The sequence below is a fragment of the Saccharospirillum salsuginis genome (assembly GCF_014651855.1).
GTDB lineage: Bacteria > Pseudomonadota > Gammaproteobacteria > Pseudomonadales > Natronospirillaceae > Saccharospirillum > Saccharospirillum salsuginis.
The window spans coordinates 41603-63394 of the sequence record NZ_BMXR01000011.1; the positions used below are offsets into that span (position 1 = coordinate 41603).

A 21792-nucleotide genomic window follows, 5' to 3' on the forward strand; every position below is an offset into this window, starting at 1 on the left:
GGCAGTGGTCAGTGTGACCGGAACTTACTGTCGGGGTATTGAGTTGCGTCAATGGGCCGGAACAAACGGTCGCTCCAGCGGTCCGGCCGGGCCAGCCCGAAGCCCTGCCCGTAGTCGCAGCCCTGTTCCGCCAGTCGCCGACGCTGTTCGGAATGTTCGATACCTTCGCCCACCACCTCCAGCCCCAGCGCATGCGCCATCGCCAGAATGGCGGTGACGATGGTGCCGTTGCGGTCTTCGTGCATGTCGAACACGAAGCTGCGATCTATTTTCAGCGTATCGACGGGCAGTCGATGCAGGTACGCCAATGAGGAGTAGCCGGTGCCGAAATCGTCAATGGCGATGCGAATGCCTTGAGCACGCAGCGCGGACAGATACTCCAGGACGATGGGCGACAGGTTCATCAACTGGGACTCGGTGATTTCGATTTCCAGTTCCCAGCCCATCGGGTCGAGCCGTTCCTTCAACCGCATCAGTCGGGACCGCAGGCGATCGTCGGTGAATTCCAGCGCGGACAGATTGACGGCCAGGCGAATCCCCATCGCCGGTGCAACGGTCGTAGTGGACAGGTCGGCGAGAATGGTGTCTATCAGACCTTCGGATACCTGATCGATCCAGCCGCGACTCTCGGCGAGGGAGATGAATTCCGTCGGTGGAATGGCGCCCAGTTCGGGATGATGCCAGCGCAACAGCGCTTCGAGCCCGGCAACTTCTCCCGTACCGAGCATGTACAACGGTTGGTACTCGACATGGAATCCGACGAAGCCGTGCTGCAGTGCCTGCTGCAGGGTTTCCACCCGGCGTTGCCGGGTCTGGATCTCGTGCGACCAGGCCGGCTCGTACACCCGATAGCAGCTGCGCCCGGCCGACTTGGCGGCGTACATGGCCTGGTCGGCGTGTTGCAACAGGTCCCGGGAGGTTCGGGCGTGATCGGGGAAGGAGGCGCTGCCGATGGAAGCGGAGACCCAAAGGTCGTGACCCTCGATCCGGAACGGTTCTTTCAGTGTGTCGATGATCCACAGGCATAGACGCTGCACGGCTTCGGGATCGGTCAATTCGACGATGGCGGCGAATTCGTCGCCGGACAACCGGGCAATCAGGTCGTCGTCGCGCAAGGCGGCGCGCAGCCGTTGCGAGGCCCGCTGCAACAGATCGTCGCCGACGGCATGCCCGTGCAGGTCGTTGATCTCCTTGAAGAAGTCCAGGTCGATGAACAGCAGCGAAAACGGCCGGCCGTGCGTCTCCTCCTGCCAGACCCGGGTGTTGAGAAACTCCTGAAACAGGTAGCGGTTCGGCAATTGGGTCAGGACGTCGTAATAGGCCAGGGAGGTGACTTTCTCGCGAATGTGTTGCGCGTCGCCTACATCGGTGAAGACGCCGGCGTACATCGGCTCATCGGTTGATTCCAGCGGGTAGATGGTGAGCCATTGCGGGTAGAGCTCGCCGTTGCGTCGGCGATTCCAGATCATGCCTTCCCAATGCTGTCGGGTTCGCAACTCCTGCCACATGGCCTGGTAGAACGACTTGCCGTGCAGGCCCGAGCTCAGGATGGAGGGTTTATGACCCAGCACCTCGTCCTCGGCGTAACCGGTGATGCGTTCGAAGGCCTTGTTGACATACAGGATGCGCGGTTCGTCCGAGGCCATCATGACCGCCTTGGGGTTGTGTTCCACCAGCGCGCGAAAATCCGAATGTTGCGGTTGGACGAGCATCGACCGTCGACCCTCCAAATAGGTAGTGTTTCTCAGGCTACACGTCCATTTCGGGACGCCTATCCAGATATTGCAGAGATGGACAGGGCCGCTTGTAACAGGATTCGCAAGACTTGGATGACCGGATCAAAACGGCCGGGAAGTCTGCAATATGCGGATATACGAGGGTTGAATCCGGCATCACTCTGAATGCGCTGTCCATGCTACGGAGCGTGCCGAATGAGAAACAATCAACCTGTCAGTCAACACGAAGTTTCCTATTCTTTCGAATACAACCTGATCACCACAACGGATATGAATTCCTACATCACCGGTGCCAATAACGACTTCCTCGAGGTTGCCGGGTTTCCTCGCGAGGAGTTGGTCGGCCAACCCCACAATGTCATTCGCCATCCCGATATGCCGGAAGCCGCGTTTGAAAATCTGTGGGACACGATACTCTCGGGGCAATCCTGGAAAGGGCTGGTCAAGAACCGCTGCAAAAACGGCGATCATTATTGGGTCGATGCGTTCGTGACGCCCATCTCGAAAGACGGTGAAACCGTTGAATACCAATCGGTTCGCATTCGCCCTGATGAGTCGCAAACCCGTCGAGCCGAATCGGTGTATCGGGTTTGGCGTCGTGGTCGATTACCGCGCCGTTATCAGGCCATCGCGCCGGGGCTGATTGCGAAAGTCGCTCTCCTGTATGGCGCCGCTCTCGGGGTGTTGCTCGGGTGGAACGCGGTCTCGCCGGCCGGCATCGGCGTGGTGCCGCTCATCGGGCTGCTGACGGTGTTCGCCGGTGTCGTCATGGCCTGGATGCGGCCGATTCACCGACTGGTTCGACAGGCCCGGCGCGAAACCCATCCGGTCATGCCGTATCTGTATACCGGCCGTCGCGATGAAGTCGGTTGGCTGCAATTCGAGTTGCAAAAAAAGGATTCCATCCTGCGCGCGGTGTCGGCCCGGATTCACGACAACGTGAATGATCTGCACGCTTCCAAGCGGGCCGCGGTCGATTGTGTGGGTAAGTCGGTTGAAAGCATTCGCAGTCAGCAAGCCGATTTGTCCGCCATTACCACGGCCTTCGATGAGTTGGAACGCAGCGTCCAGAGAGTGGGCGAGCTGGCGGCCTCGACTCATTCGGCGACCGAGGTGTCACGGGATTCGGCAACCTCGAGCCAGACCATGCTGTCCAACGTCAACGAATCGATGGAAGATCTCTCGGCGTCCCTGCAACAGGCGGAGGGTAAGATTCAGGAACTGTCGACGCACAGTCAGGCCATCAGCCGGGTGTTGGAGGTGATTTCGGACATCGCCGAACAAACCAATCTGCTGGCGCTGAACGCCGCGATCGAAGCGGCGCGTGCGGGGGAATCCGGTCGCGGGTTTGCCGTGGTCGCCGACGAGGTTCGGGCACTGGCCCGACGGACTCACGATTCCATCGAGGAGATATCCGAGACCGTCAACGGTTTGCAGTCATCGACCGGCGAGGTGGTGGCCACCATCCGCAATGGCGTCCAGGTGGCCGATTCCACGGTGGAAGCCAGCCGACAAAGCCACCGTGCGATGCTGGACCTGTTATCGAGCGTCGACAGCATCGCCACTCACGCCGCCGAAGTCTCGAGTGCGACCGAGGAACAGTCGGCCATGAGCGTGCAGGTCAAGCGCCAGGCCCTCAACTTGCTGGAACTGGGTAATAATTCGGTGAGCTCGAGTGAACAGGCCTGCCTGGAGTCGGAAGGCCTGGCCTCGAACGTGGACCAGGCGCACCTGTTGAGTCGCCACTTCCTGACCATGCTCGGGCAGCGTGGTGTCAGACGCCCGTCTTGAGCACCATGCGGCGATAGGTCTTGTAGCGCTCGAACACGGCCTGGGTGCGGTGACCGCTCAGGTATTTGAACTTCAGTTTGGTCAGTTTCTTGCGGAATACCCATTTGACGGCCTTGAGCAGCCACGGATGGCGACCGGCGAGGTAGGTGTCCAGTGTGCCGACGGCCGGGCCGATGCGTTGGCGCAGCAATTCGTCCAGCAAATGAATGTTGGGACTGGTCTGGGCGGTGATGTCGGTGTTTTCCAGTGTTTGCCAGCCGTCCGTTTCGAGATAGTCCAGAAACTCCCGATAACGGTGACCGCCACCGAAACTCTTGTCGCCCGGTTGGCCGTCACCGGCGTTGTCGGTCTTGAAAAAGTCGCAGATCAGCACGATGCCGCCGGGCCTGAGCAGTTGCCGGGCCAGCGCCAGAGAGGTTCGGTAGGGGATGTATTGAAAGCTTTCACTGAACAGAATCGCATCGTATTGACCGCTCAACTCCGCCACCGGAATGTCTTCCATTTTGCAGCCCCAGACACGGCTGGACAGGCCGTCGGCCTCGACCTTGTCGCGCACACGTTTTTCCAGGTGCGGTGCCGGAATGACGCCGTCGACGCTGTGGCCGCGTCCGCTCAGGTGCTGCAGCACTTCCCCGGTTCCGCAGCCGACGTCGAGAATGCGGGCCCCGGCCGGGCAGTGGGCTTCCAGTGTCTGGGTCAGTTGTTCGGTGTAGCGGTCCTGGGCGGCTTTGAAGTGCAGCAGTGAAGGTTCCGGCAGCGTGTCGTCCCAGAAGCCGTAGTGCAGGTCTTCCAGCCCGGTCAGTTGCTGGGCGAAGACGAGTCCGAATTCTTTCGAGTCCATGAGGGTTCCAGTTGTCATTGTTATTCGATTGTGGCCGGCCAATTTAGCATGGGGGCGCGCGCTGGCGAAGTGCCGGCGCATGTCGGTGGCCGGATTCGTGAATTCTGTACTATTATTACCCGTCATGGGGTTAATGGGGAAAGTCGTCGATGTCGCTTCATCCCGAACTGGAACTGGTCCAGGAGCACGAACACAGCCTGCGTTATCTGTCGCATGGCGCCGACAGTCCGTTGATCCGCTGGCACTATCATCGCGAGTACGAACTGCACCTGATTCGCCGTACCCGGGGCAAGGCCTTTGTGGGCGACTACATCGGCATGTTCCGGCCCGGTACGGTGTTTCTCTGCGGTCCCAACCTGCCGCACAACTGGATCACCACGCACGACGAGTCCCCCGGGATTCGCGACGAGGTGGTCAATTTTTCCGATGAACTGATGCAGGCTCTGGCCACAACGATGCCGGAATTCAGGGCCTTCCGGCCAATGCTGGACGATGCCCGTTACGGCCTCGAGTTTTCCGAAGCGACCACCCGGCCGCTGATTCCCCTGTTCGAACGCATCGGAGAATCCCGGGGCACGAACCAGGTGCTGAACTTCCTGTCGCTGATGAACGCCCTGGTCAAGGCGGGCGACTACCGGATCCTGTCGACCCGGTCCTACGAGGAAAACACCGATCCGATGATGGAGGACCGGGTCAATACCGTGGTCGAGTATCTGGCGCGCAACTACCAGCGCGAGATCACCCTGGAGGAGGTCGCTGGTCTGCTGCACCTGTCCCCCAACTTCTTTTCCCGCTATTTCAAGAAGGCGACCGGGCGGCGTTTTATCGATTTCGTCATCCGCCTGCGCATCAGCAAGGCATGCGAGCGGTTGGAGCTGACCAACGACCCCATCACCAATATCTGCTACGAAGTGGGCTACGCCAATGTCGCCAACTTCAACCGCCAGTTTCTCAAGATCAAGGGCATGACTCCCCGCCAGTACCGGGAATCGCTCTCGTTGCGCAACGCCAGAACCACCCCCGACACCGACCCTTCCTGATCGGGTTTCGCCCTTTCGGACAGGCCCCGCGTGTCGGGATATCCGTCCCGAATCCCGCGGCCCAGAGCCTTCCCCGCGTATCGCCTCCCAGGAACAACAAAAAAGTATAGAAATTCTTGTGATCGGTATTGGCAGTATCGCGCCCGGACTCGTTTAATGAATGACATCCGCACATCGTGAAATTCCGCTTTTCGCGATTGTAGATCCACAAAAACAACAAACACACAGGTGAGAATCCATGAGCATTACGAAGACCCCTTACGTCCGCCTCGCCACCCTGGCCTGCGCGGTATCGCTCTCCACCGCGACACTGGCCGAAACGGTCACCATCGGGACGGTGAACAACGGTGACATGATTCGCATGCAAGCCTTGTCATCCGAGTTCGAAGCCGCCCATCCGGACATCGATCTGGAGTGGGTGATTCTCGAGGAAAACGTGTTGCGCCAGCGCCTGACCACCGACATCGCCGCCAACAGCGGCCAGTTCGATGTGATGACCATTGGCATGTACGAAGCCCCGATCTGGGGAGCGAACGATTGGCTGGTGCCGATGGACAATCTGCCGGCCAGTTACGACGTGAACGACATCTTTCCGTCGGTACGTGGCGGCCTGTCGGCCAACGGTACGCTCTACGCCCTGCCGTTCTACGGCGAAAGCTCCATGACCTACTACCGCACGGACCTGTTCGAACAGGCCGGGCTGACCATGCCGAGCGAACCGACCTGGGAACAGGTGCGTGAATTCGCCGTGGCGCTGCACGACCCCGCCAATGAACAGTACGGCATATGCCTGCGCGGCAAGGCCGGCTGGGGTGAAAACATGGCCCTGTTCACCACCATGGTCAATGCCTTCGGCGGCCGCTGGTTCGATATGGACTGGAACGCCCAGCTGGAAAGCGAACAGTGGCATAACGCCCTCGAGTTCTATGTCGACCTGCTGGGCAATTACGGCCCTCCGGGCGCGAGCAGCAACGGCTTCAACGAGAACCTGGCGCTGTTCAACACCGGCAAGTGCGCCATGTGGGTGGATGCCACCGTGGCCGGCAGCTTTGTGACCGACGATAGCCAGAGCCAGGTGCCCGACCAAGTCGGATTCGCCGCCGCACCGAAGCAGGTGACCCACAAAGGCAGTGGCTGGTTGTGGGCCTGGGCATTGGCCATTCCGGTCAGCTCCGACGCCAAAGACGCCGCGCAGGAATTCGTGACCTGGGCGACCTCCAAGGAGTATTCCCGGATTGTGGCCGAGGAGCACGGCATCGCCGCGATTCCGCCGGGCACCCGCAAGTCCACCTATGAAAACGACGCTTATCTGGAAGCGGCCAGTTTCGCTGACATGACGCTGTCGCAAATGCAAAAGGCCGACCCGAATGACTCGACACTCGAACCCTCACCCTACACCGGTGTTCAGTTCGTCGCCATTCCCGGCTTCAGCGGCTTCGCCACCGTCGTCGGTCAGCAGGTCGCGGGCGCCTTGTCCGGCAATACCTCCGTCGACCAGGCATTGAGTAACGCCAATCGTGTGGTCGACCGGGAAATTCGTCGCGCGGGCTATCAAGACTAAGCCCGGCGCCTGACCTGTAAGAACCGCACCGCCGGCATCCATTCGATGTCGGCGGTGCCAGCCTCACCTCGGATGCAGTCTCTCATGTCTCAAGTCAATCGAAACACCGGTATCGCCAGGCTTCTGGTGGCCCCCTCCGTCCTTCTGTTGCTGGTCTGGATGGCCGTTCCGCTGGGGATGACCCTCTACTTCTCGACCATTAACTTCAACCTGATGGTTCCGGGCATGAAAGCCTTCGTCGGGCTGGAGAACTACTACTACTTTTTCACCGATCCCAGTTTCATCGACGGCCTGACCAATACCCTGGTTCTGGTCGGCATGGTGCTGATCATCACCGTCGGCCTCGGCACTCTGATCGCCATCCTGGTCGACCATCCGTTTCCGGGGCAGGGCATCGTGCGCGTCCTGTTGATTTCGCCGTTTTTCATCATGCCCACCGTTAATGCGCTGGTCTGGAAAAACCTGCTGATGAATCCGGTCAGTGGTTTGTTCGCCTTCATCGCCAATACGTTCGGTTTGCAACCCATCGACTGGTTCACCGACATTCCGATGACGTCCATCATCATCATCGTCTCCTGGCAATGGCTGCCGTTCGCCATTCTGATTCTGATGACCGCGCTGCAATCGATGGACCAGGAGCAACTGGAAGCCGCCAAGATGGACGGCGCCGGTCCCCTGGCTGTGTTCCGTCACATCACTCTGCCGCATCTGGCCCGGCCGCTGACCGTGGTCATCATGATCGAGACGATTTTCCTGCTGTCGATCTTCGCGGAAATCTTCACCACTACCTCGGGCGGGCCGGGTACCCAGACGACCAATCTGGCCTATCTGATTTATTCGCAGGCACTGCTGCAATTCGATGTCGGTATGGCGTCGGCCGGCGGCGTTATCGCCGTGTTGCTGGCCAATATCGTTGCCTTCTTCCTGATACGGGCCGTGGGTAAATCCCTGGCGGAGCAATAGGAGCGGCTATGAACACCCAACAGGTAAAACCCATGTCACAACCCTCGCTGGCCCGCAAGCAGCCCCTGCTGGACATGCGTCAGGCGAAAATCGTCAAGAACATCACGGTCACGGTGGCGGCCTGGCTGGTCGCACTGACCATTTTCTTCCCGATTTTCTGGATGGTGCTGACCAGTCTGAAGACCGAGTTGAACGCCTTCTCGACACCGCCGGCGTTGATCTTCAAACCCACCCTGGAAAACTACGTCGCCGTGTTCGAACGCAGCGACTATTTGAAATACGCCTGGAACTCGGTGGTCGTTAGTTTCGGTGCGTCGATCATCGGCATGGTCATCGCCATTCCGGCGGCCTATTCGATGGCGTTCTACCCGACCAAGCGTACCCAGGGCGTGCTGTTGTGGATGCTGTCCACCAAGATGCTGCCTCCGGTCGGCGTTCTGGTGCCGTTGTATTTGCTGGCCAGGGACACCTCGCTGCTGGATACCAAAACCGGCCTGACCATCATCTACACCCTGATCAATCTGCCCATCGTCATCTGGATGATCTACACCTATTTCCGGGAAGTCCCGAAGGACATCCTCGAAGCGGTCCGCATGGACGGTGCTAATTTATGGCAGGAAATCCGCCATGTTCTGATCCCGATCACCCTGGGCGGGCTGTCATCGACCTTTTTGCTGTCGCTGATTCTGAGCTGGAACGAGGCCTTCTGGTCGCTGAACCTGACCGCCTCCAAAGCCGCGCCGCTGACGGCCCTGATCGCCTCCTATTCCAGTCCCGAAGGTCTGTTCTGGGCGAAGCTGTCCGCCGCCTCGACGCTCGCGGTGGCGCCCATTCTCGTGTTCGGCTGGATCAGCCAGAAACAACTGGTGCGCGGCCTCACCTTCGGTGCCGTCAAGTAAGTCATCCGGCACCGTCCCACATTCAACCCATTCTGCACAGCGGCAGGTCACAGAGCCTGCCCTAAAGGGGAAACTGCACGTGACACACGTACCACGACCACTGACCGAACTGACGTCCAGGGCCTGTCCTCCCGGAATTCAGTGGCCGGCCTATGAGCGCGCACAGGTCCGGATCGGCATCGCCCACATCGGCGTGGGCGGTTTCCACCGGGCACACCAGACGCGTTACCTCGACGATTACATGGCGTCGACGGATGACCTGAACTGGGGGGTTTGCGGCATCGGCCTGATGCCCGGCGATGAATCCCTGATCCGGCAACTGAAACAGCAGGACGGCCTCTACACCCTGACGGAAAAAGACGACCACGGCTCACGCAGTCGTGTGATCGGGTCCATCAAACGGCTGTTGTTCGCACCGGATGAGCGTGACGCCGTCATCGGGCAACTGGCGGACCCCGAGGTCAGGATCATCAGTATGACGGTCACCGAAGGAGGCTATCGATACGACTTCGAAAAGGACCGGTTTTTCAGCGACCACCCCGACATCGTTCACGACCTCGAACACCCGGAATCGCCCCGTACGCTTTTCGGTTTTCTGTGGCAGGCCGGTCGTCGCCGTGCGCGCTTGGCGGACGACGGACGAGTCACTCTGTTGTCGTGTGACAATGTGCCGCAAAACGGCGATGTGTTGCGTAAAGCCATGTTGGCTTTTATCGAACTGGCCGAACCCGAATTGAAGCCCTGGTTCGAACAGGCCGTGACCTATCCCAACTCCATGGTCGACCGCATCACACCGGCACCATCGAGCGCCGATACCGACCTGGTCCGGAACGAGTTCGAAGTGGTCGACCCTTGCGCCGTGGGTTGTGAAACCTTCATCCAGTGGGTGGTCGAAGACCACTTCGCCGCCGGGCGACCGGCACTGGAACAGGTACGGGTTCAGTTCACTTCGGATGTCTCGCCGTATGAAAAAACCAAGTTGAGATTGTTGAACGGCAGCCATTTGATGATGGCCTATGTCGGCTATCTCGCCGGCTATAAACGGGTCGATGCCGCCATCAAGGACATCGCCATCCGGCAACTGGTGAGAGACTATATGGTTCTGGACGCCGAGCCGACGCTGCCGACAATCCCGGACATGCCGGTCAAGCCCTATCAGGCCACCCTGATCGAGCGATTCGGCAACAGCCGGATCGGTGACCAGCAGATTCGGATTTGTTCCGACGGCTATGCCAAGCTGAAAAATTACAGCATGCCCGTGGTGACCGACCTGCTCTCAAGACAGGCGGACACGACAAGACTGAGTTTCATGTTCGCCTGCTTTCTGGCGTACCTGAACGCGACATCGGACGACGGTACCGAATTGGAGATCATGGAATTCAACCTGCCCGATGAGTTGAATCGGGCCACGCGATCGGACCGTTTATCGCTTTTGAAAACGGATGCCTTTTTCGGCGAGCACCCCGATCCCGCCGGCCAGGCATTCCTGAAGGAAGTGGATCACTGGTATCGGACGATTGTTGACCGGGGAGCCTACGACACCCTGGTTGACTGTTTAAAGCAGAGTGCCTGACGTTCATGGCAGGTCGACCTCGTCGATATTCGGCGGGTGGACAAGCAGTACTTGGCGGCCCGTGTGGCCGCCTTTTTTTAACTCGATTTTCGAAACCTCGTTCACCGTTGCGTAAAAATAGTACTGCAATCCGTCCGGAACGGATTGTTTATTTGGCGAGCGTTTGCCTTTAATGGGTGTGGCAATAAAAACAAAAAGAGGGTCATGCAATGATACTCCCCACCCCTGTCCGCACGTCGCTGTTGAGGGTCCTGTTTCTGACCGTGCCGCTGTTTTCCTTCAAGGCACTGGCCCAGGAAATCGTGGTCGCCACCGTCGGCAATGCCGATATGCTGAACATGCAACAACTGTCCGAATACTTCGTCCGCGAAAATCCGGACATCACCATCAGTTGGGAAGTGGTCGACGAGAGCGTGCTCCGTTTGATGCAGTCGCGCGACAGCAAAAGAGCGGACCCGCGCTATGACGTCTACACCCTGGGGCTGCTGGAAGCGCCCCTGTGGGGCAAGAACGGCCGTCTCGCCCCGGTGCCTGAGTCCATCCTGTCGACGGTGGAGGGAACGGACTGGATCCCGGAAATCATGGAAGGGTTCCGTCACGGCGATCACTATTTCGCCTTGCCGTTTTATGGCGAGAGCTCGATGACCTACTATCGCCGGGATGTATTCAATCGCTACGATCTGACCATGCCCGCCGCCCCCAGCTGGGCGCAGATCGAATCGCTGCTGTCCGAACTGAAGATCCGTTCCAACGACCAGGCCGGAGTGATTTGTTTGCGCGGCAAGGCCGGTTGGGGCGAGAACATGGCGCTGTTTTCCACCCTGGTCAACGCCTTTGGCGGCCGCTGGTTCGATGAACAATGGGGCACGACACTGACCGAGGAACCCTGGCACCGCGCCGTTGATTTTTATCTGGAACTGATGGCGAATTACGGCCTGCCCGATGCCTGGCTGAACGGCTATTCCGAAAACCTGGCGGCGTTCCGATCCGGTGACTGCGATGTCTGGGTCGACTCGACCGCGGCCGGCGGCTCGATCGCGACCGCGGACATTTACCCGCACGTCGGTTATGCCCGGGCCCCCACCCAGGTGACCGATCGGGGCTCGAACTGGCTGTGGTCCTGGGGGTTCGCCGTACCCAGTGGTTCCCGGGCGCAGGAAGCGGCCTGGCGGTTCGTGCAATGGGCCACGTCGAACGACTACCATCGACTGGTCGAGGAGCACTACGGGATCGCTCAGGTGCCTCCGGGGACGCGTCGGTCCCTCTATCGGAATTCGGCGTACCAGCAATACGCCCGTTTTTCCGATCCGACCATCGACGCCATCCGCACGACGGATTTCGACCAACCAAGCGCGCAGCCGGTACCGTATCGCGGTATTCAATTCGTGCAGACGGAAGAGTTTCAGCAGATCGGTAATTACGTGGGTAAGGTGCTGGCCGAACTGCTCGAGTCGCGGTTAACGAATCAGGGTGTGGACATACCGCGCGAACTGACACGGGCGTCGGATTTTGTAAGGGCTTCGCACAATGTGGGTGACTACCTGCGCGAACACGATATCGACGCCTTCTGAACGCATCGCCCGGGTTCGTCGTCGTCCGGTAATTCGGCGGACTCGGTGGAGCGACCCTGTTAGCGGTACCCCGCCTGCCACATGATGTGCGCGGTCAGGGATTGGGAGGCCTGCAACGCCTCCGCGACACTGGCGTCACCGGTAATGATGCGGGCCATGTGTCGACCGACGTTGGTGCCGATGGCGGGGAACTCGGGAATTCGGACAAACTGTATGCCGACATAGGGCGTCGGTTGCAGTGTGTTCTCACTGATGTCGGCCGACTGAATGGCTTGCAAGACAAACTGGCTGAACGGAGCGGCGGCGCGATAGTCCGCCAGTTCATAGGTGGACAGCCGCGTACCGGGCGGAACACTGAGCCAGCCTTTGCGTTCTCCGACCCGCTGGATGTAATCCCGGGACGTCGCCCAAGCGATAAAGCTCAGAGCGGCGTCCTGTTGGGCGGAGGATTCCGGCACAGCCAACGCCCAGCTCCATAACCAGTTGGCTCCGCGATTGGTGACGGCCGTTGGCGAGGAGGCGATGCCGGTCGTCCCGGCCACTCGTGATCGGGACGGGTTGAACAGGGTCCCGGCGGCGACGGTCGCGTCGATCCAGAGGGCGCATCTTCCCTGGGAAAAGTGCTCCAGCAATTCGGTATATCCCTGCTGCTCGGGAGCGGGCGGACCGTACTCGGTCATGAGCGTCTTGTATCGGTTCAGCGCACGATGCCACTCCGGGCTGTAGATTTGGGGTTCCCACTCCATGTCGAACCAGCGGCCGCCATGGGCGTTCACCAGGATGGATATGAACGCCATGTTTTCTCCCCAGGCCGGTTTGCCGCGCAGGCAAATACCGTAGACGCCGTCTTCCGGCCGATGCAGTTCGGCGGCGAATCGTTGAATCTGGTCGTAGGTCGGGCTCATGGGCATAGTCAGACCGGCCTGTTCGAACAGGTCGGTCCGGTAATAGGTCATGGTGCTCTCGGCGTAAAACGGCAGGGCGTAGAGTCGGGATTCGAACGACAGGCCTTCGCGCACCGTGGGAATCAAATCGTCCCGGTCATACCCCGCCGGCAACCGATCCGCATCGATGGGCACCAGCCAGCCGCGCTCGGCCCACAGTGGCGCCTCCAGTGTGCCAATGGTCATGATGTCGTATTGGCCATCGGAAATCGCCAGGTCGCTCATCAAACGGCGGCGCAGAATATTCTCGTCGAGGACCTGCCAGTCCAGCTCGATATTCGGGTGTTCCGCCTCGAATTCGGCGGACAGTTCACGCATGATTTCCATATCCGGGTTGTCCACCGTACCGATGGTGAGCCGGTGGACGGCGTTGTTCATGGCCGGTTTCGAGCCAAAACCGTGGCTGGCCATCAGGGTCGCCAGGGTGCCGTCCTGAACGGCTTGCCGCAGGTGGTGGTTGAAGCGTTCGACCAGGAGTTCGGCATCGGCGCGGCGCGTGCGAACCGCCAGATGGAAATCGCGTTCGAGCAGCGGCGGGTCGACGAATTCCAACTGCCCGATCAGGTGCGGCAGGGAGTCGGTCATGATGTCGGCGGCCGTGTACTTGTCGATCAGCAGCAGGTCGATGCGTTCGCTGGCCAGCATCTTCATGCCTTGTTCGTAGGTGACGACGTATTGCCGACTCAACTCCGTGGCTTGATCGAGAAAGGGCAGGGCATCGGCGCCCCGAACCAGTCCGAGTCTCAAACCGGCGAGGGCGCCCAGTAACTTTTCGGCGTCATCGGCCAGCAGTTGTGTCGGGGTGGCGGGCAGGGAAAAATCGTACGCCTTGCGTTTCAGCAGACCCAGTTTCTCACCGGGAAATCCGTCGGTTGAAATAAAGGGACTCGGGTCCACGCGGGCATTTACCGGAGACACGATCGCATCGAAATCGCCTTTTTCCGCGAGAACCCGGGCCCGCTCCCAGGGGAAAAATGCCAGTTCGACATCGTAACCGGCGTCCGTGAGTACGTGTTCGATCAGTGCCTGGACATAGCCGCCGTCGGTGAGGTGAGGTCCGATGTAGGGGTCCTTTTCGCCACTGGCGATGCGCAAGGTGTCGGCCTGAGCCAGTGAGGCCAACAACAGGATCGCGACGACCCGGCTGCACAGACCCCTCGGACAAACCGGGGCCGCTAACGACATCCGCTACTCCTCCCGACTCATGTATTTGGAGTGGGAGTCAGTATAGTCATTCTCCGGGGTTTGCGTTGTCGACTTTGAACCGTTCGACCAGGGCCTCGAGCTCGCTGGCCACCCGGCCCAGTCGTTGGCTGGTCTCCGAGGCCGAGACGGCGCTGTCCCGGGTTTCCTTGGTGACGTCGGCGATGCGGGTCAGCCGAAGGCTGATGTCGTCGGCCGTGATGCCCTGTTCGCCGGTGGCGTGGGAAATGCTCTGGCTCAGATGGTTAATGTCGGTGATGCGTTGGCGGAACTGACGAATCGCCTCGAACGAATGCCGGGACACCTCGTGACTGTCGGCCACGGCCGACTGGTTGCGCGCCATTGTGTCGGACAGGGCCTGATAGCCGCTGATCAGGTTTTCGATCGTCTCGCGGATCTCCGCCGTCGATTCGGCGGTGCGACTGGCCAGAGTGCGAACCTCGTCGGCCACGACGGCGAAGCCCCGCCCCTGGTCGCCGGCCCGCGCGGCCTCGATGGCCGCGTTCAGCGCCAACAGATTGGTTTGTTCGGCGATGCCCTCGATCACGGTGGACACGCTTTCCACCCCCTTCATTTCCCGGGTCAGGGATTCCATCGACTGGACCGACTGGTCGATGCTGTCGCGCAACGACGCCAGCGAGTCCAGGTTTCGGTTGATTTCCGTCACCGTGTGTTCGATTTCATCGACCGCCTGGGTCGCCAGACGCATGCCCTCGTCCGTGGTGGTGGCCACTTCGCGCACCGAGGCGCTCATTTCCAGCATGGAGGTGGAGATGGATTCGGTGTCTTCGCTCTGGCTGATCGATCGGGTCTTCAGCGATTCCGACATCGCCTGGCTGTGACCGGCCGAGTCCTGCATTTCCAGGGCTTTTTCCTTCAATTCGCTCATCATGACACTGAGCGAGCGGCGCACCTGCTCCACGGCCTGGGTCAGTTCGCCCATCTCGTCCCGACTGTGTTGGCGGATGGGGTGGCTGAGGTCGCCGTTGGCCAGGTTGTCGAGCGCGCGCTTCAGGCGGCGCAGCGGTGGACGGATGCTGCGCACGATGAGCAGCAACACCACGGCCGCCACCACCACGGTCAGTCCCAGCGCGGTCGCGGCGGCGGTCAGGCTGTTGGTCAGGTTGGCGGAAACGGTGTTGTTGGTCGCCACCGAATAACGTTGCGCGAAGGTGTTCAGCGCCCGCAGGTCTTCGCCGGCTCTCGTCTGCAGGGACTGCAACTGTCGCAGGCTGTCGTCATACCCCAGGGCCGATTCGATCAGCGTTTTCCGTTCATCGATGAGCCCGGGGGCCTCATCGGTCCCGAGCGTCAGCGCATTCAGCAACTGGGTGATTTCCTGCGCGGCTTGCATGAAGTCACGCGCATCCGGGTAGCGCATGGCCAATTGGGTAAAACTGAAGAATTGATTCTGGTGATTCTGGTCCCACTGTGAAAATCGCTGCTCGTTGGCACTCAGCTCGTCCAGGGTGTCGGACAGGCCGATGTCCTTGATGATCATCAGGCCGCCGAGAAAGGACGCGTAGAATTCGTAGGCGATGGCCAGTGAATAGTCGTCGTCCAGCGACAGCAACAGGTCATCGAACAGCGGGCCGATGTCGGACTGCAGACGGTCGACTTCGGTCGATTTGGTCTCGAAACCGGCGACCACGGTCAGGCTCCGCCGGTACCGCGCCATGGTGTCATCCATCACGGTATCGATGCGGCCGACGGTGTCCTCCAGATTCGAGACCCGTTCCAGTTCCGCTTGAACCCCATCGATGTCGGTCAGGCTGGCTCTCAGGCGGGACAGACGTTGACGGGTCTCGTCACGGTTGGCCGCGATTTCCCGGGCCAGCTGTTCCAGTTCACCGGTTTTCGTGGTGCCCAGGTACTGCTGAAAAAGTTCGGTGGCACGGGTCAGGTGCAAATCCAGCTCGTTGTTGGTCTGCACGATAGGGGTCGCGCTTTCCGTCAGGGTGCCGACGTTGTCGATGGTCTTGCGGGCATAGCCGATGCTGATCATCGTCGAGACGGCGATCACCGCGACGACGATGCAGAAACCGATGGAAATACGCAGGATGATGCTGGGGCGGGGGAGGCTGGTTAACATCTTGGGCGCTCACTGTGTTGCGGACTCGGAGTCGATCCACGGAGATCGACCGGGCGTTTTGCACGCTTATTGTTGTCGGGACAACCGGCCGACTTGACCGGCCCTGTTCAGTAAAGACAAGAGGCCGTCGGGCGGCCTGTATTAAACGGGACAATATCGATACTTATTTGACCTCTTTGCTCATGCCATGGCTTTGTGCGCTATGCTTTACCGGACCTGTCCCGGGGCGGTGATCGGGTCGCACGGTTGGGCGGTACACAAGTACAATCTTCGGGAGCCATCCATGAGTGTTTCCAAACCCAGCTATGAAGCGGTGTATGAAGCCGAGCATTCCTTTCGTTACCTCGCCCATGGCGCGGACAGCTCTCTGGTGCGCTGGCATTACCACAACGAGTACGAGCTGCATCTGATACAAAGCACGCGGGGCAATGCCTTCATCGGCGATTACGTCGGCCCTTTCGAGCCTGGAACGGTGTTTTTGTGCGGTCCCTATCTGCCGCACAACTGGGTGTCGCTGGCGGACTTTCAAAGTGGCATACGTGACCGTGTGATCAACTTTTCCGACGAGCGGATGTGCTCCCTGGCCGACTGCCTACCGGAAATGCGCGCCATGAAAACGATGCTGGCGGACTCCCGCTATGGCATCGAGTTTTCCCCGGACGCCAGTCGGAAAGTGGCGGATGCCTTTACCGACGTAGCGCGATTGAAAGGCATGCCCCGTGTGCTGAAATTCCTCGAGATCATGACGACCCTGGCCGAATCCGGCGATTACCGAACGCTGTCGGAGCGCTCGTTCGAGGACGAATCGGACAGCTTGATCGAAGAACGGGTCAGCATCGTCGTCAATCACATCATGGAGCACTGCACGACGGATCTGCATCTCGACGATGTCGCCGGTTTACTGGGGCTGACGCCATCGTTCTTTTCACGCTGGTTCAGAAAGACGACCGGCTATCGGTTCATTGATTTCGTGACCCGCTTACGCATCAGTCGGGCGTGTGAACAATTGGAAGCGAGCGACAAGCCGATTACGAACATCTGTTTCGAAGCAGGGTTCTCGAATGTGGCGAATTTCAATCGGCATTTCCTGAAGATCAAGGGGATGACGCCCCGGCAGTATCGGGAATCATTGGACATTCGCGGTCGACGTACCCCCATCATGGTATCTCTGCGACGCTGAACTTGATTCCGGAAGGATGTCGCCTGATAGGGTGGGATGGTCCGACACTTCGGTTTCGGTGCCCCAACACATTTTGCGATTCAACCGCCGGTTACGTCCAAGCGTACTGACGTTCGGTTCCAGCGGATGGCTCAGGGGTCGGTTTTTCTCCCGTGGTGGGCGGTGCCCACCCTACATGGCTTGTGGTAGCATCTGATTCTTCCTTGAACATCGAATGGACCCCGTGCGCAAAGGAGAGGCGGTACCGTGATTATCCTTCCCACCGAGAAACGATTCGACTGGCAGCATGCGCCGGTCGTGCTGTTCGGCATCATTCTGCTCAATATCCTCGTCTTCGCACTCTACCAAAGTGGTGACAACCGCAAGATCGGCGAGGCGATTCAAGCCTATGCCGAAGGGGAGTTTCTGGAGCTTGAATGGCCGGTGTACCGGGACTACCTGGCGCGGGAGGGCGAATCGGAGCTGCGTTCGGAGTTGGAGTCGGCGTTTGAAAACGGTTACTACCAGCCGGTCGCGGTTCGGTTGCTGTTCGATCGTGAATTCTTCCCGTATGTGACCCGGGAAATGCGGTCGCAGTTGCCGGACCGGGAATTTCGAACCTGGTTGCGAGAACGGGAACGGATTCAGGCACAGGTCGAATCGATCAGTTCGCTGGCGTTGGGCCTGGTACCGAGCGAATTGCAGGTCCTGGATGTATTCACCCATCAGTTTCTGCACGGTGGCCTGATGCATCTGGTCGGCAACCTGGTGTTTCTGGCGATCTGCGGTTTCGCCGTGGAAGCGGCCATCGGGCACGGGCGCTTCCTGCTGTTTTACCTGCTGTCCGGCGCGGCCGGCGGGTTGGCGCATGCGGCGCTGAACCTGGACAGCCCGCAGCCGCTGGTGGGGGCGTCGGGTGCGATCTCCGGTGTAATGGCGATGTACCTCGCGGTGTTCCGCTTCAAGCGCATCGAGTTCTTCTACTGGCTGTTTTTCCTGGTGGGGTATATCCGCGCACCGGCCTTGTTGATTCTGCCGTTCTACATCGGCAAGGAATTGTATTCGTACCACACCAATGTCGATTCCAATGTGGCCTTCATGGCGCACACCGGTGGTTTCCTCGCCGGTGCGGTGCTGATCGGTTCCGCCTGGCTGCTGAATCGCAGTCTGTTCAATACCGAGTATATCGAAACCGACCAAAGCGTCGATCCGCGCCGCGAACGATTGGCGGGGATCTACGACGCTATTTCTCAGTGCCAGTTCAAGACGGCATTGACCCGGCTGAACCGGATGATCAGGGAAGACGGGCTCGATTTCGAACTGGCGGCGCTGCGCTACAACCTGCTGAAACCGCGCGGTGGCAAGTCCCGGCTGCAGGCGGCCTGGGCCCTGGTGCGAATGGACCGGCTGATGCCGGCCGAGCTCGACAAGGTCGCGCAGGTGTGTCGTGACAACCCCAAGCTGATGACGGCGATCCCGGCCGAGGAACGCATCAAGCTCGGCATGCGTCTGGTGACCGGTCAGCACGTCGAGACCGCCGAATCGATCTTCCTTCAGTTACAGCAGGCCGGACAGAATAGCCATGCGCTGGGGATATTCGCGCGCAAACTGTCCATGGCGTTCGAGACCCTGAGCCAGACTGTGAAACACACCCAATACGCCCGTCTCGCCGATCAACTGATGGAGGCCTACTGATGGATTATTGCGCTTACCACCCGCTGCGGGCCTCCACCTATGAGTGCGACCATTGCGGTGAAGGCCGCTGCGACCGCTGCGTCGACAACGACACCCTATGCCTGGTGTGTAACCGGCCGACCGAAAGCCTCGGCGCCCGCAACAACGTCGAACCGTTCTGGCGACGTCTGCAGGCCGCCTTTCGCTACCCGTTCAACACCGGCACCGTCTCGCTGATCGTCGTGGTCTCGGTCATGTCCGGCATACTCTCGATTCTCTCCAGTCTGGTGCTGTTCATCGCGCTCTACCTCATCAGTACCGGCGCCATCATGAAGTACAGCTTCCGCGCCCTCGAAGACACCGCCCGGGGGCGCATGGTGGCTCCCGACATCGCCGACGCCTTTCAGGGCGGCATCGGCCTGCTGTTTCAACTGGTATTGATGGTGCTTGCCCTCATCGGCATCGTCTTCGCCGCCGGTCACTTTATCGGCGGTACCGCGGCCGCTCTACTGGCGTTTTTCTTCATCATCGGCCTGCCCGCCATGCTGATCAGCTTCGGCCTCAACCACGACCTCATCACCAGCATCAACCCGGTCAACACCTTCCGGTTGATGACCGCCATCGGACTGCCTTACGGCCTGTTGCTCGCCCTGATCATGGTCATGATGGGGTCCGTCACAGTACTGCACCAGTTCATCGGAGACGACTGGCTCGTCGTCTCCTACATCCTCCAGAACATGGCCTCCAACTACTACCTCATCGTCATCTTCCACATCATGGGCTACATGATCTTCCAGTATCAGGGTCAACTCGGCTTCCACGCCCGCGAAGACTACGGCGACGGACCCGTCCAGCGCAGCGACGAAAACCTACTCGGCGCCCGCATCGACATCGCCCTGAAACGCGGCGACTACCAAAACGCCTACACCCTGTTCAACCAGGCCCTAAACCAGTTTCCGGACAACAAAATCTTCCCCACCCAATACTTCGACTGCGCCCACCAACTCGAAGACACCGCCGAACTGCCCAAAGCCGCCACCGCATACCTGCGGTTCGCGCACACTCACGGCCAGCAGGCGCGCCTGCTCACCGTCTTCAACCAGGTCAGAACCCTGCTGGCGAACTACATCCCCGACCATCCCGACCTGCGCCTCGCCCTGGCACGGGACGCCGCCGAACAGGGCGACTCCAAAACCGCCATACACCTGCTCAACGGCCTGCACAAACGCCACCCCGACTACCCCAGACTCCCCGACGCCTTCCACCTGCTGGCCGACCTGCTCGACCGGCAACCGGACCGGGAAACCCAGGCCAAACAGTGCCGCCAACTGGCCGCACAATTGTCCGAACGGTTATCGCAACAGCGAGTAAGTGATACCGGCACTCCCCGCACGGGGAAGGCGATGTTTGATGTGGAGCCGCGGGAGGATAAACCGGAGCATCCCGGGACGAGTGAATCGGAAATCGCCACGGAGCCATCGGAAGGCGACGGGCAGGAATTAAAACCCATCGAGTTTCGATGAGGGATTGTTGTTTCGTAGGGTGGGCACGGCCCACCATGTTGTAACAACCACCCAAAGGTGATTCGTCAATATCGGTGGAACAGGGCGGTGTTTGCAACCGGTGGTGGAACCGCACACATTGGTGGGCGGTGCCCACCCTACCGGCGAAACTACGGAGTTGGGTAATATTGGTTGGCAACCAGTACAGCGCTGGAGGCGGGTGATGCTCTGGAGGGGACATCTGAGCCAAGGACTGGTGCGCCAGCCCGGGTCGAAGTTAAGCCTACAAGGATGTATCTACGGCGGCCGAAACGTCGGACCGCCCCGGAAGAGCATCACCCGTCTCCAGCGCGGACCTCAACCACCAAGCCTTGAACAAACCACCGAAACTTGGCATAAAGGCACGCACCAATCCAAGGACTCAGAAAGAAGGAAGCAGTCATGCCCATCGTAGCCATCGGCGGCGGAGAAATCGCAGAAGGTCAGACCTTCAACATCGACCAGTTCATCGTCAGCCACACCCACAAACCCCAACCCCGCGCCCTGTTCATCCCGACGGCCAGCAACGACGCTCCCGGGTACATCGAAACCTTCCACCGCGTCTACGGCCAGGAACTCGGCTGCGACGCCCGCGCCCTCACCCTGACCGACGCACCCGAGGACGCCGACATTGCCGAAGCCATCGACTGGGCCGACCTCATTTACGTCGGCGGCGGCAACACCCGCAAAATGATCGAGCTGTGGCGCGAGCGCGGCGTCGACCGCCTGCTGCAACAGGCGTTCGACGCCGACAAAATGCTGTGTGGCCTCAGCGCCGGCGCCATCTGCTGGTTCGAAGCCGGCTTCAGCGACTCCGACAGTTTCGACGCCGACGGTGACTGGCAGTTCACCCGGGTCGACGGCCTCGGCTTCGTCCCCGGCCTGTTCTGCCCGCATCTCGACAGCGAACAGCGCACCCTGCCGTTGCTCAACCACCTCGCCGCCGACCCGATCCCGGCGCTCGCCGCCACCGACCTGGCCGCCGTTGTCGTCAACGACGGACAATTGTCCGTACTGGCCGACCGGCCCGGCGCCGCCGTCTACCGCATCGAACCCGACGGCGATCGGCTCGGCTGGTCCGTGCTCGACTGACTGCGGACATGGCCCCTAGTGGGCCAAGCGGTAAATTAGGTAACAGTTCGCTTCGCCAAAGCACGTGGAACCGCGTTGGAAAAACTTGAAATGCAGCAAGCATTCCTGCGTT

General features: G+C 60.1%; 16 protein-coding genes. 11 read left to right on the plus strand and 5 right to left on the minus strand.

The genetic code is table 11. The features are described 5' to 3' along the window. Nucleotides 1-8: 8 nt before the first annotated feature. Nucleotides 9-1712: a putative bifunctional diguanylate cyclase/phosphodiesterase gene (locus IE111_RS19235; protein WP_189611850.1), complete on the minus strand. Its 1704-nt coding sequence runs from the start codon at nucleotides 1710-1712 to the stop codon at nucleotides 9-11. A 219-nt stretch (nucleotides 1713-1931) separates the two neighbouring features. Between IE111_RS19235 and IE111_RS19240 the strand changes: the two genes are divergently transcribed. Beyond that, on the plus strand, nucleotides 1932-3527 hold the full coding sequence (locus IE111_RS19240; RefSeq protein ID WP_189611852.1) for a methyl-accepting chemotaxis protein: 1596 nt from the start codon (nucleotides 1932-1934) through the stop codon (nucleotides 3525-3527). Here the strand turns inward: IE111_RS19240 and IE111_RS19245 are convergent. Beyond that, complete coding sequence (locus tag IE111_RS19245) at nucleotides 3511-4368, minus strand: class I SAM-dependent methyltransferase (protein WP_189611854.1); 858 nt, start codon at nucleotides 4366-4368, stop codon at nucleotides 3511-3513. The genes IE111_RS19240 and IE111_RS19245 overlap by 17 nt on opposite strands. A 149-nt stretch (nucleotides 4369-4517) precedes the next feature. Here IE111_RS19245 and IE111_RS19250 point away from each other — a divergent pair, with 149 nt between their 5' ends. The 5 genes from IE111_RS19250 to IE111_RS19270 all read left to right on the plus strand — a co-directional run bounded on the left by IE111_RS19250 (nucleotide 4518) and on the right by IE111_RS19270 (nucleotide 10404). After that, nucleotides 4518-5408 carry a helix-turn-helix domain-containing protein gene (locus IE111_RS19250; RefSeq protein WP_189611856.1) on the plus strand — a complete coding sequence of 297 codons (891 nt, stop codon included), beginning with the start codon at nucleotides 4518-4520 and terminating at the stop codon, nucleotides 5406-5408. 238 nt (nucleotides 5409-5646) lie between these two features. After that, complete coding sequence (locus IE111_RS19255; protein WP_189611858.1) at nucleotides 5647-6969, plus strand: ABC transporter substrate-binding protein; 1323 nt, start codon at nucleotides 5647-5649, stop codon at nucleotides 6967-6969. A gap of 84 nt (nucleotides 6970-7053) precedes the next feature. Continuing rightward, nucleotides 7054-7932, plus strand: a complete 879-nt coding sequence (locus IE111_RS19260; protein ID WP_229805445.1) for a carbohydrate ABC transporter permease — start codon at nucleotides 7054-7056, stop codon at nucleotides 7930-7932. Nucleotides 7933-8006: 74 nt separating this feature from the next. Further along, a complete protein-coding gene (locus tag IE111_RS19265; RefSeq protein ID WP_229805450.1) occupies nucleotides 8007-8831 on the plus strand; it encodes a carbohydrate ABC transporter permease in 825 nt (274 codons plus the stop codon). A 79-nt stretch (nucleotides 8832-8910) separates the two neighbouring features. Then, nucleotides 8911-10404, plus strand: coding sequence for a mannitol dehydrogenase family protein (locus IE111_RS19270; RefSeq protein ID WP_189611861.1), 1494 nt, complete (start codon nucleotides 8911-8913; stop codon nucleotides 10402-10404). A 3-nt stretch (nucleotides 10405-10407) separates the two neighbouring features. Here IE111_RS19270 and IE111_RS19275 read toward each other — a convergent pair whose 3' ends face one another. Beyond that, the gene (locus IE111_RS19275) at nucleotides 10408-10614 is read right to left on the minus strand and encodes a hypothetical protein (RefSeq protein ID WP_189611863.1); all 207 of its coding nucleotides are present in this window, start codon (nucleotides 10612-10614) and stop codon (nucleotides 10408-10410) included. Between IE111_RS19275 and IE111_RS19280 the strand changes: the two genes are divergently transcribed. Then, a complete protein-coding gene (locus IE111_RS19280; protein WP_189611865.1) occupies nucleotides 10614-11975 on the plus strand; it encodes an ABC transporter substrate-binding protein in 1362 nt (453 codons plus the stop codon). The two genes, IE111_RS19275 and IE111_RS19280, sit on opposite strands and share 1 nt — an antisense overlap. Before the next feature lie 59 nt (nucleotides 11976-12034). On the opposite strand, the gene IE111_RS19285 is transcribed toward IE111_RS19280, so the two are convergent. Together IE111_RS19285 and IE111_RS19290 are read right to left on the minus strand one after the other, a co-directional pair. Continuing rightward, nucleotides 12035-14104 carry an extracellular solute-binding protein gene (locus tag IE111_RS19285; protein WP_189611867.1) on the minus strand — a complete coding sequence of 690 codons (2070 nt, stop codon included), beginning with the start codon at nucleotides 14102-14104 and terminating at the stop codon, nucleotides 12035-12037. A gap of 46 nt (nucleotides 14105-14150) precedes the next feature. Next, a complete protein-coding gene (locus IE111_RS19290; RefSeq protein ID WP_189611869.1) occupies nucleotides 14151-16214 on the minus strand; it encodes a methyl-accepting chemotaxis protein in 2064 nt (687 codons plus the stop codon). Nucleotides 16215-16497: 283 nt separating this feature from the next. Here IE111_RS19290 and IE111_RS19295 point away from each other — a divergent pair, with 283 nt between their 5' ends. The 4 genes from IE111_RS19295 (at nucleotide 16498) to IE111_RS19310 (ending at nucleotide 21680) form a co-directional block, all read left to right on the plus strand. Beyond that, nucleotides 16498-17394 carry an AraC family transcriptional regulator gene (locus tag IE111_RS19295; RefSeq protein WP_189611871.1) on the plus strand — a complete coding sequence of 299 codons (897 nt, stop codon included), beginning with the start codon at nucleotides 16498-16500 and terminating at the stop codon, nucleotides 17392-17394. A 246-nt stretch (nucleotides 17395-17640) separates the two neighbouring features. Beyond that, the gene (locus IE111_RS19300) at nucleotides 17641-19068 is read left to right on the plus strand and encodes a rhomboid family intramembrane serine protease (protein ID WP_189611873.1); all 1428 of its coding nucleotides are present in this window, start codon (nucleotides 17641-17643) and stop codon (nucleotides 19066-19068) included. Then, on the plus strand, nucleotides 19068-20570 hold the full coding sequence (locus tag IE111_RS19305; protein ID WP_189611875.1) for a hypothetical protein: 1503 nt from the start codon (nucleotides 19068-19070) through the stop codon (nucleotides 20568-20570). Before IE111_RS19300 ends, IE111_RS19305 begins: the two co-directional genes overlap by 1 nt. A 420-nt stretch (nucleotides 20571-20990) precedes the next feature. Then, entirely contained in the window at nucleotides 20991-21680 is a 690-nt protein-coding gene (locus IE111_RS19310; protein WP_189611878.1) for a Type 1 glutamine amidotransferase-like domain-containing protein, read from the plus strand. Nucleotides 21681-21792: the final 112 nt, after the last annotated feature.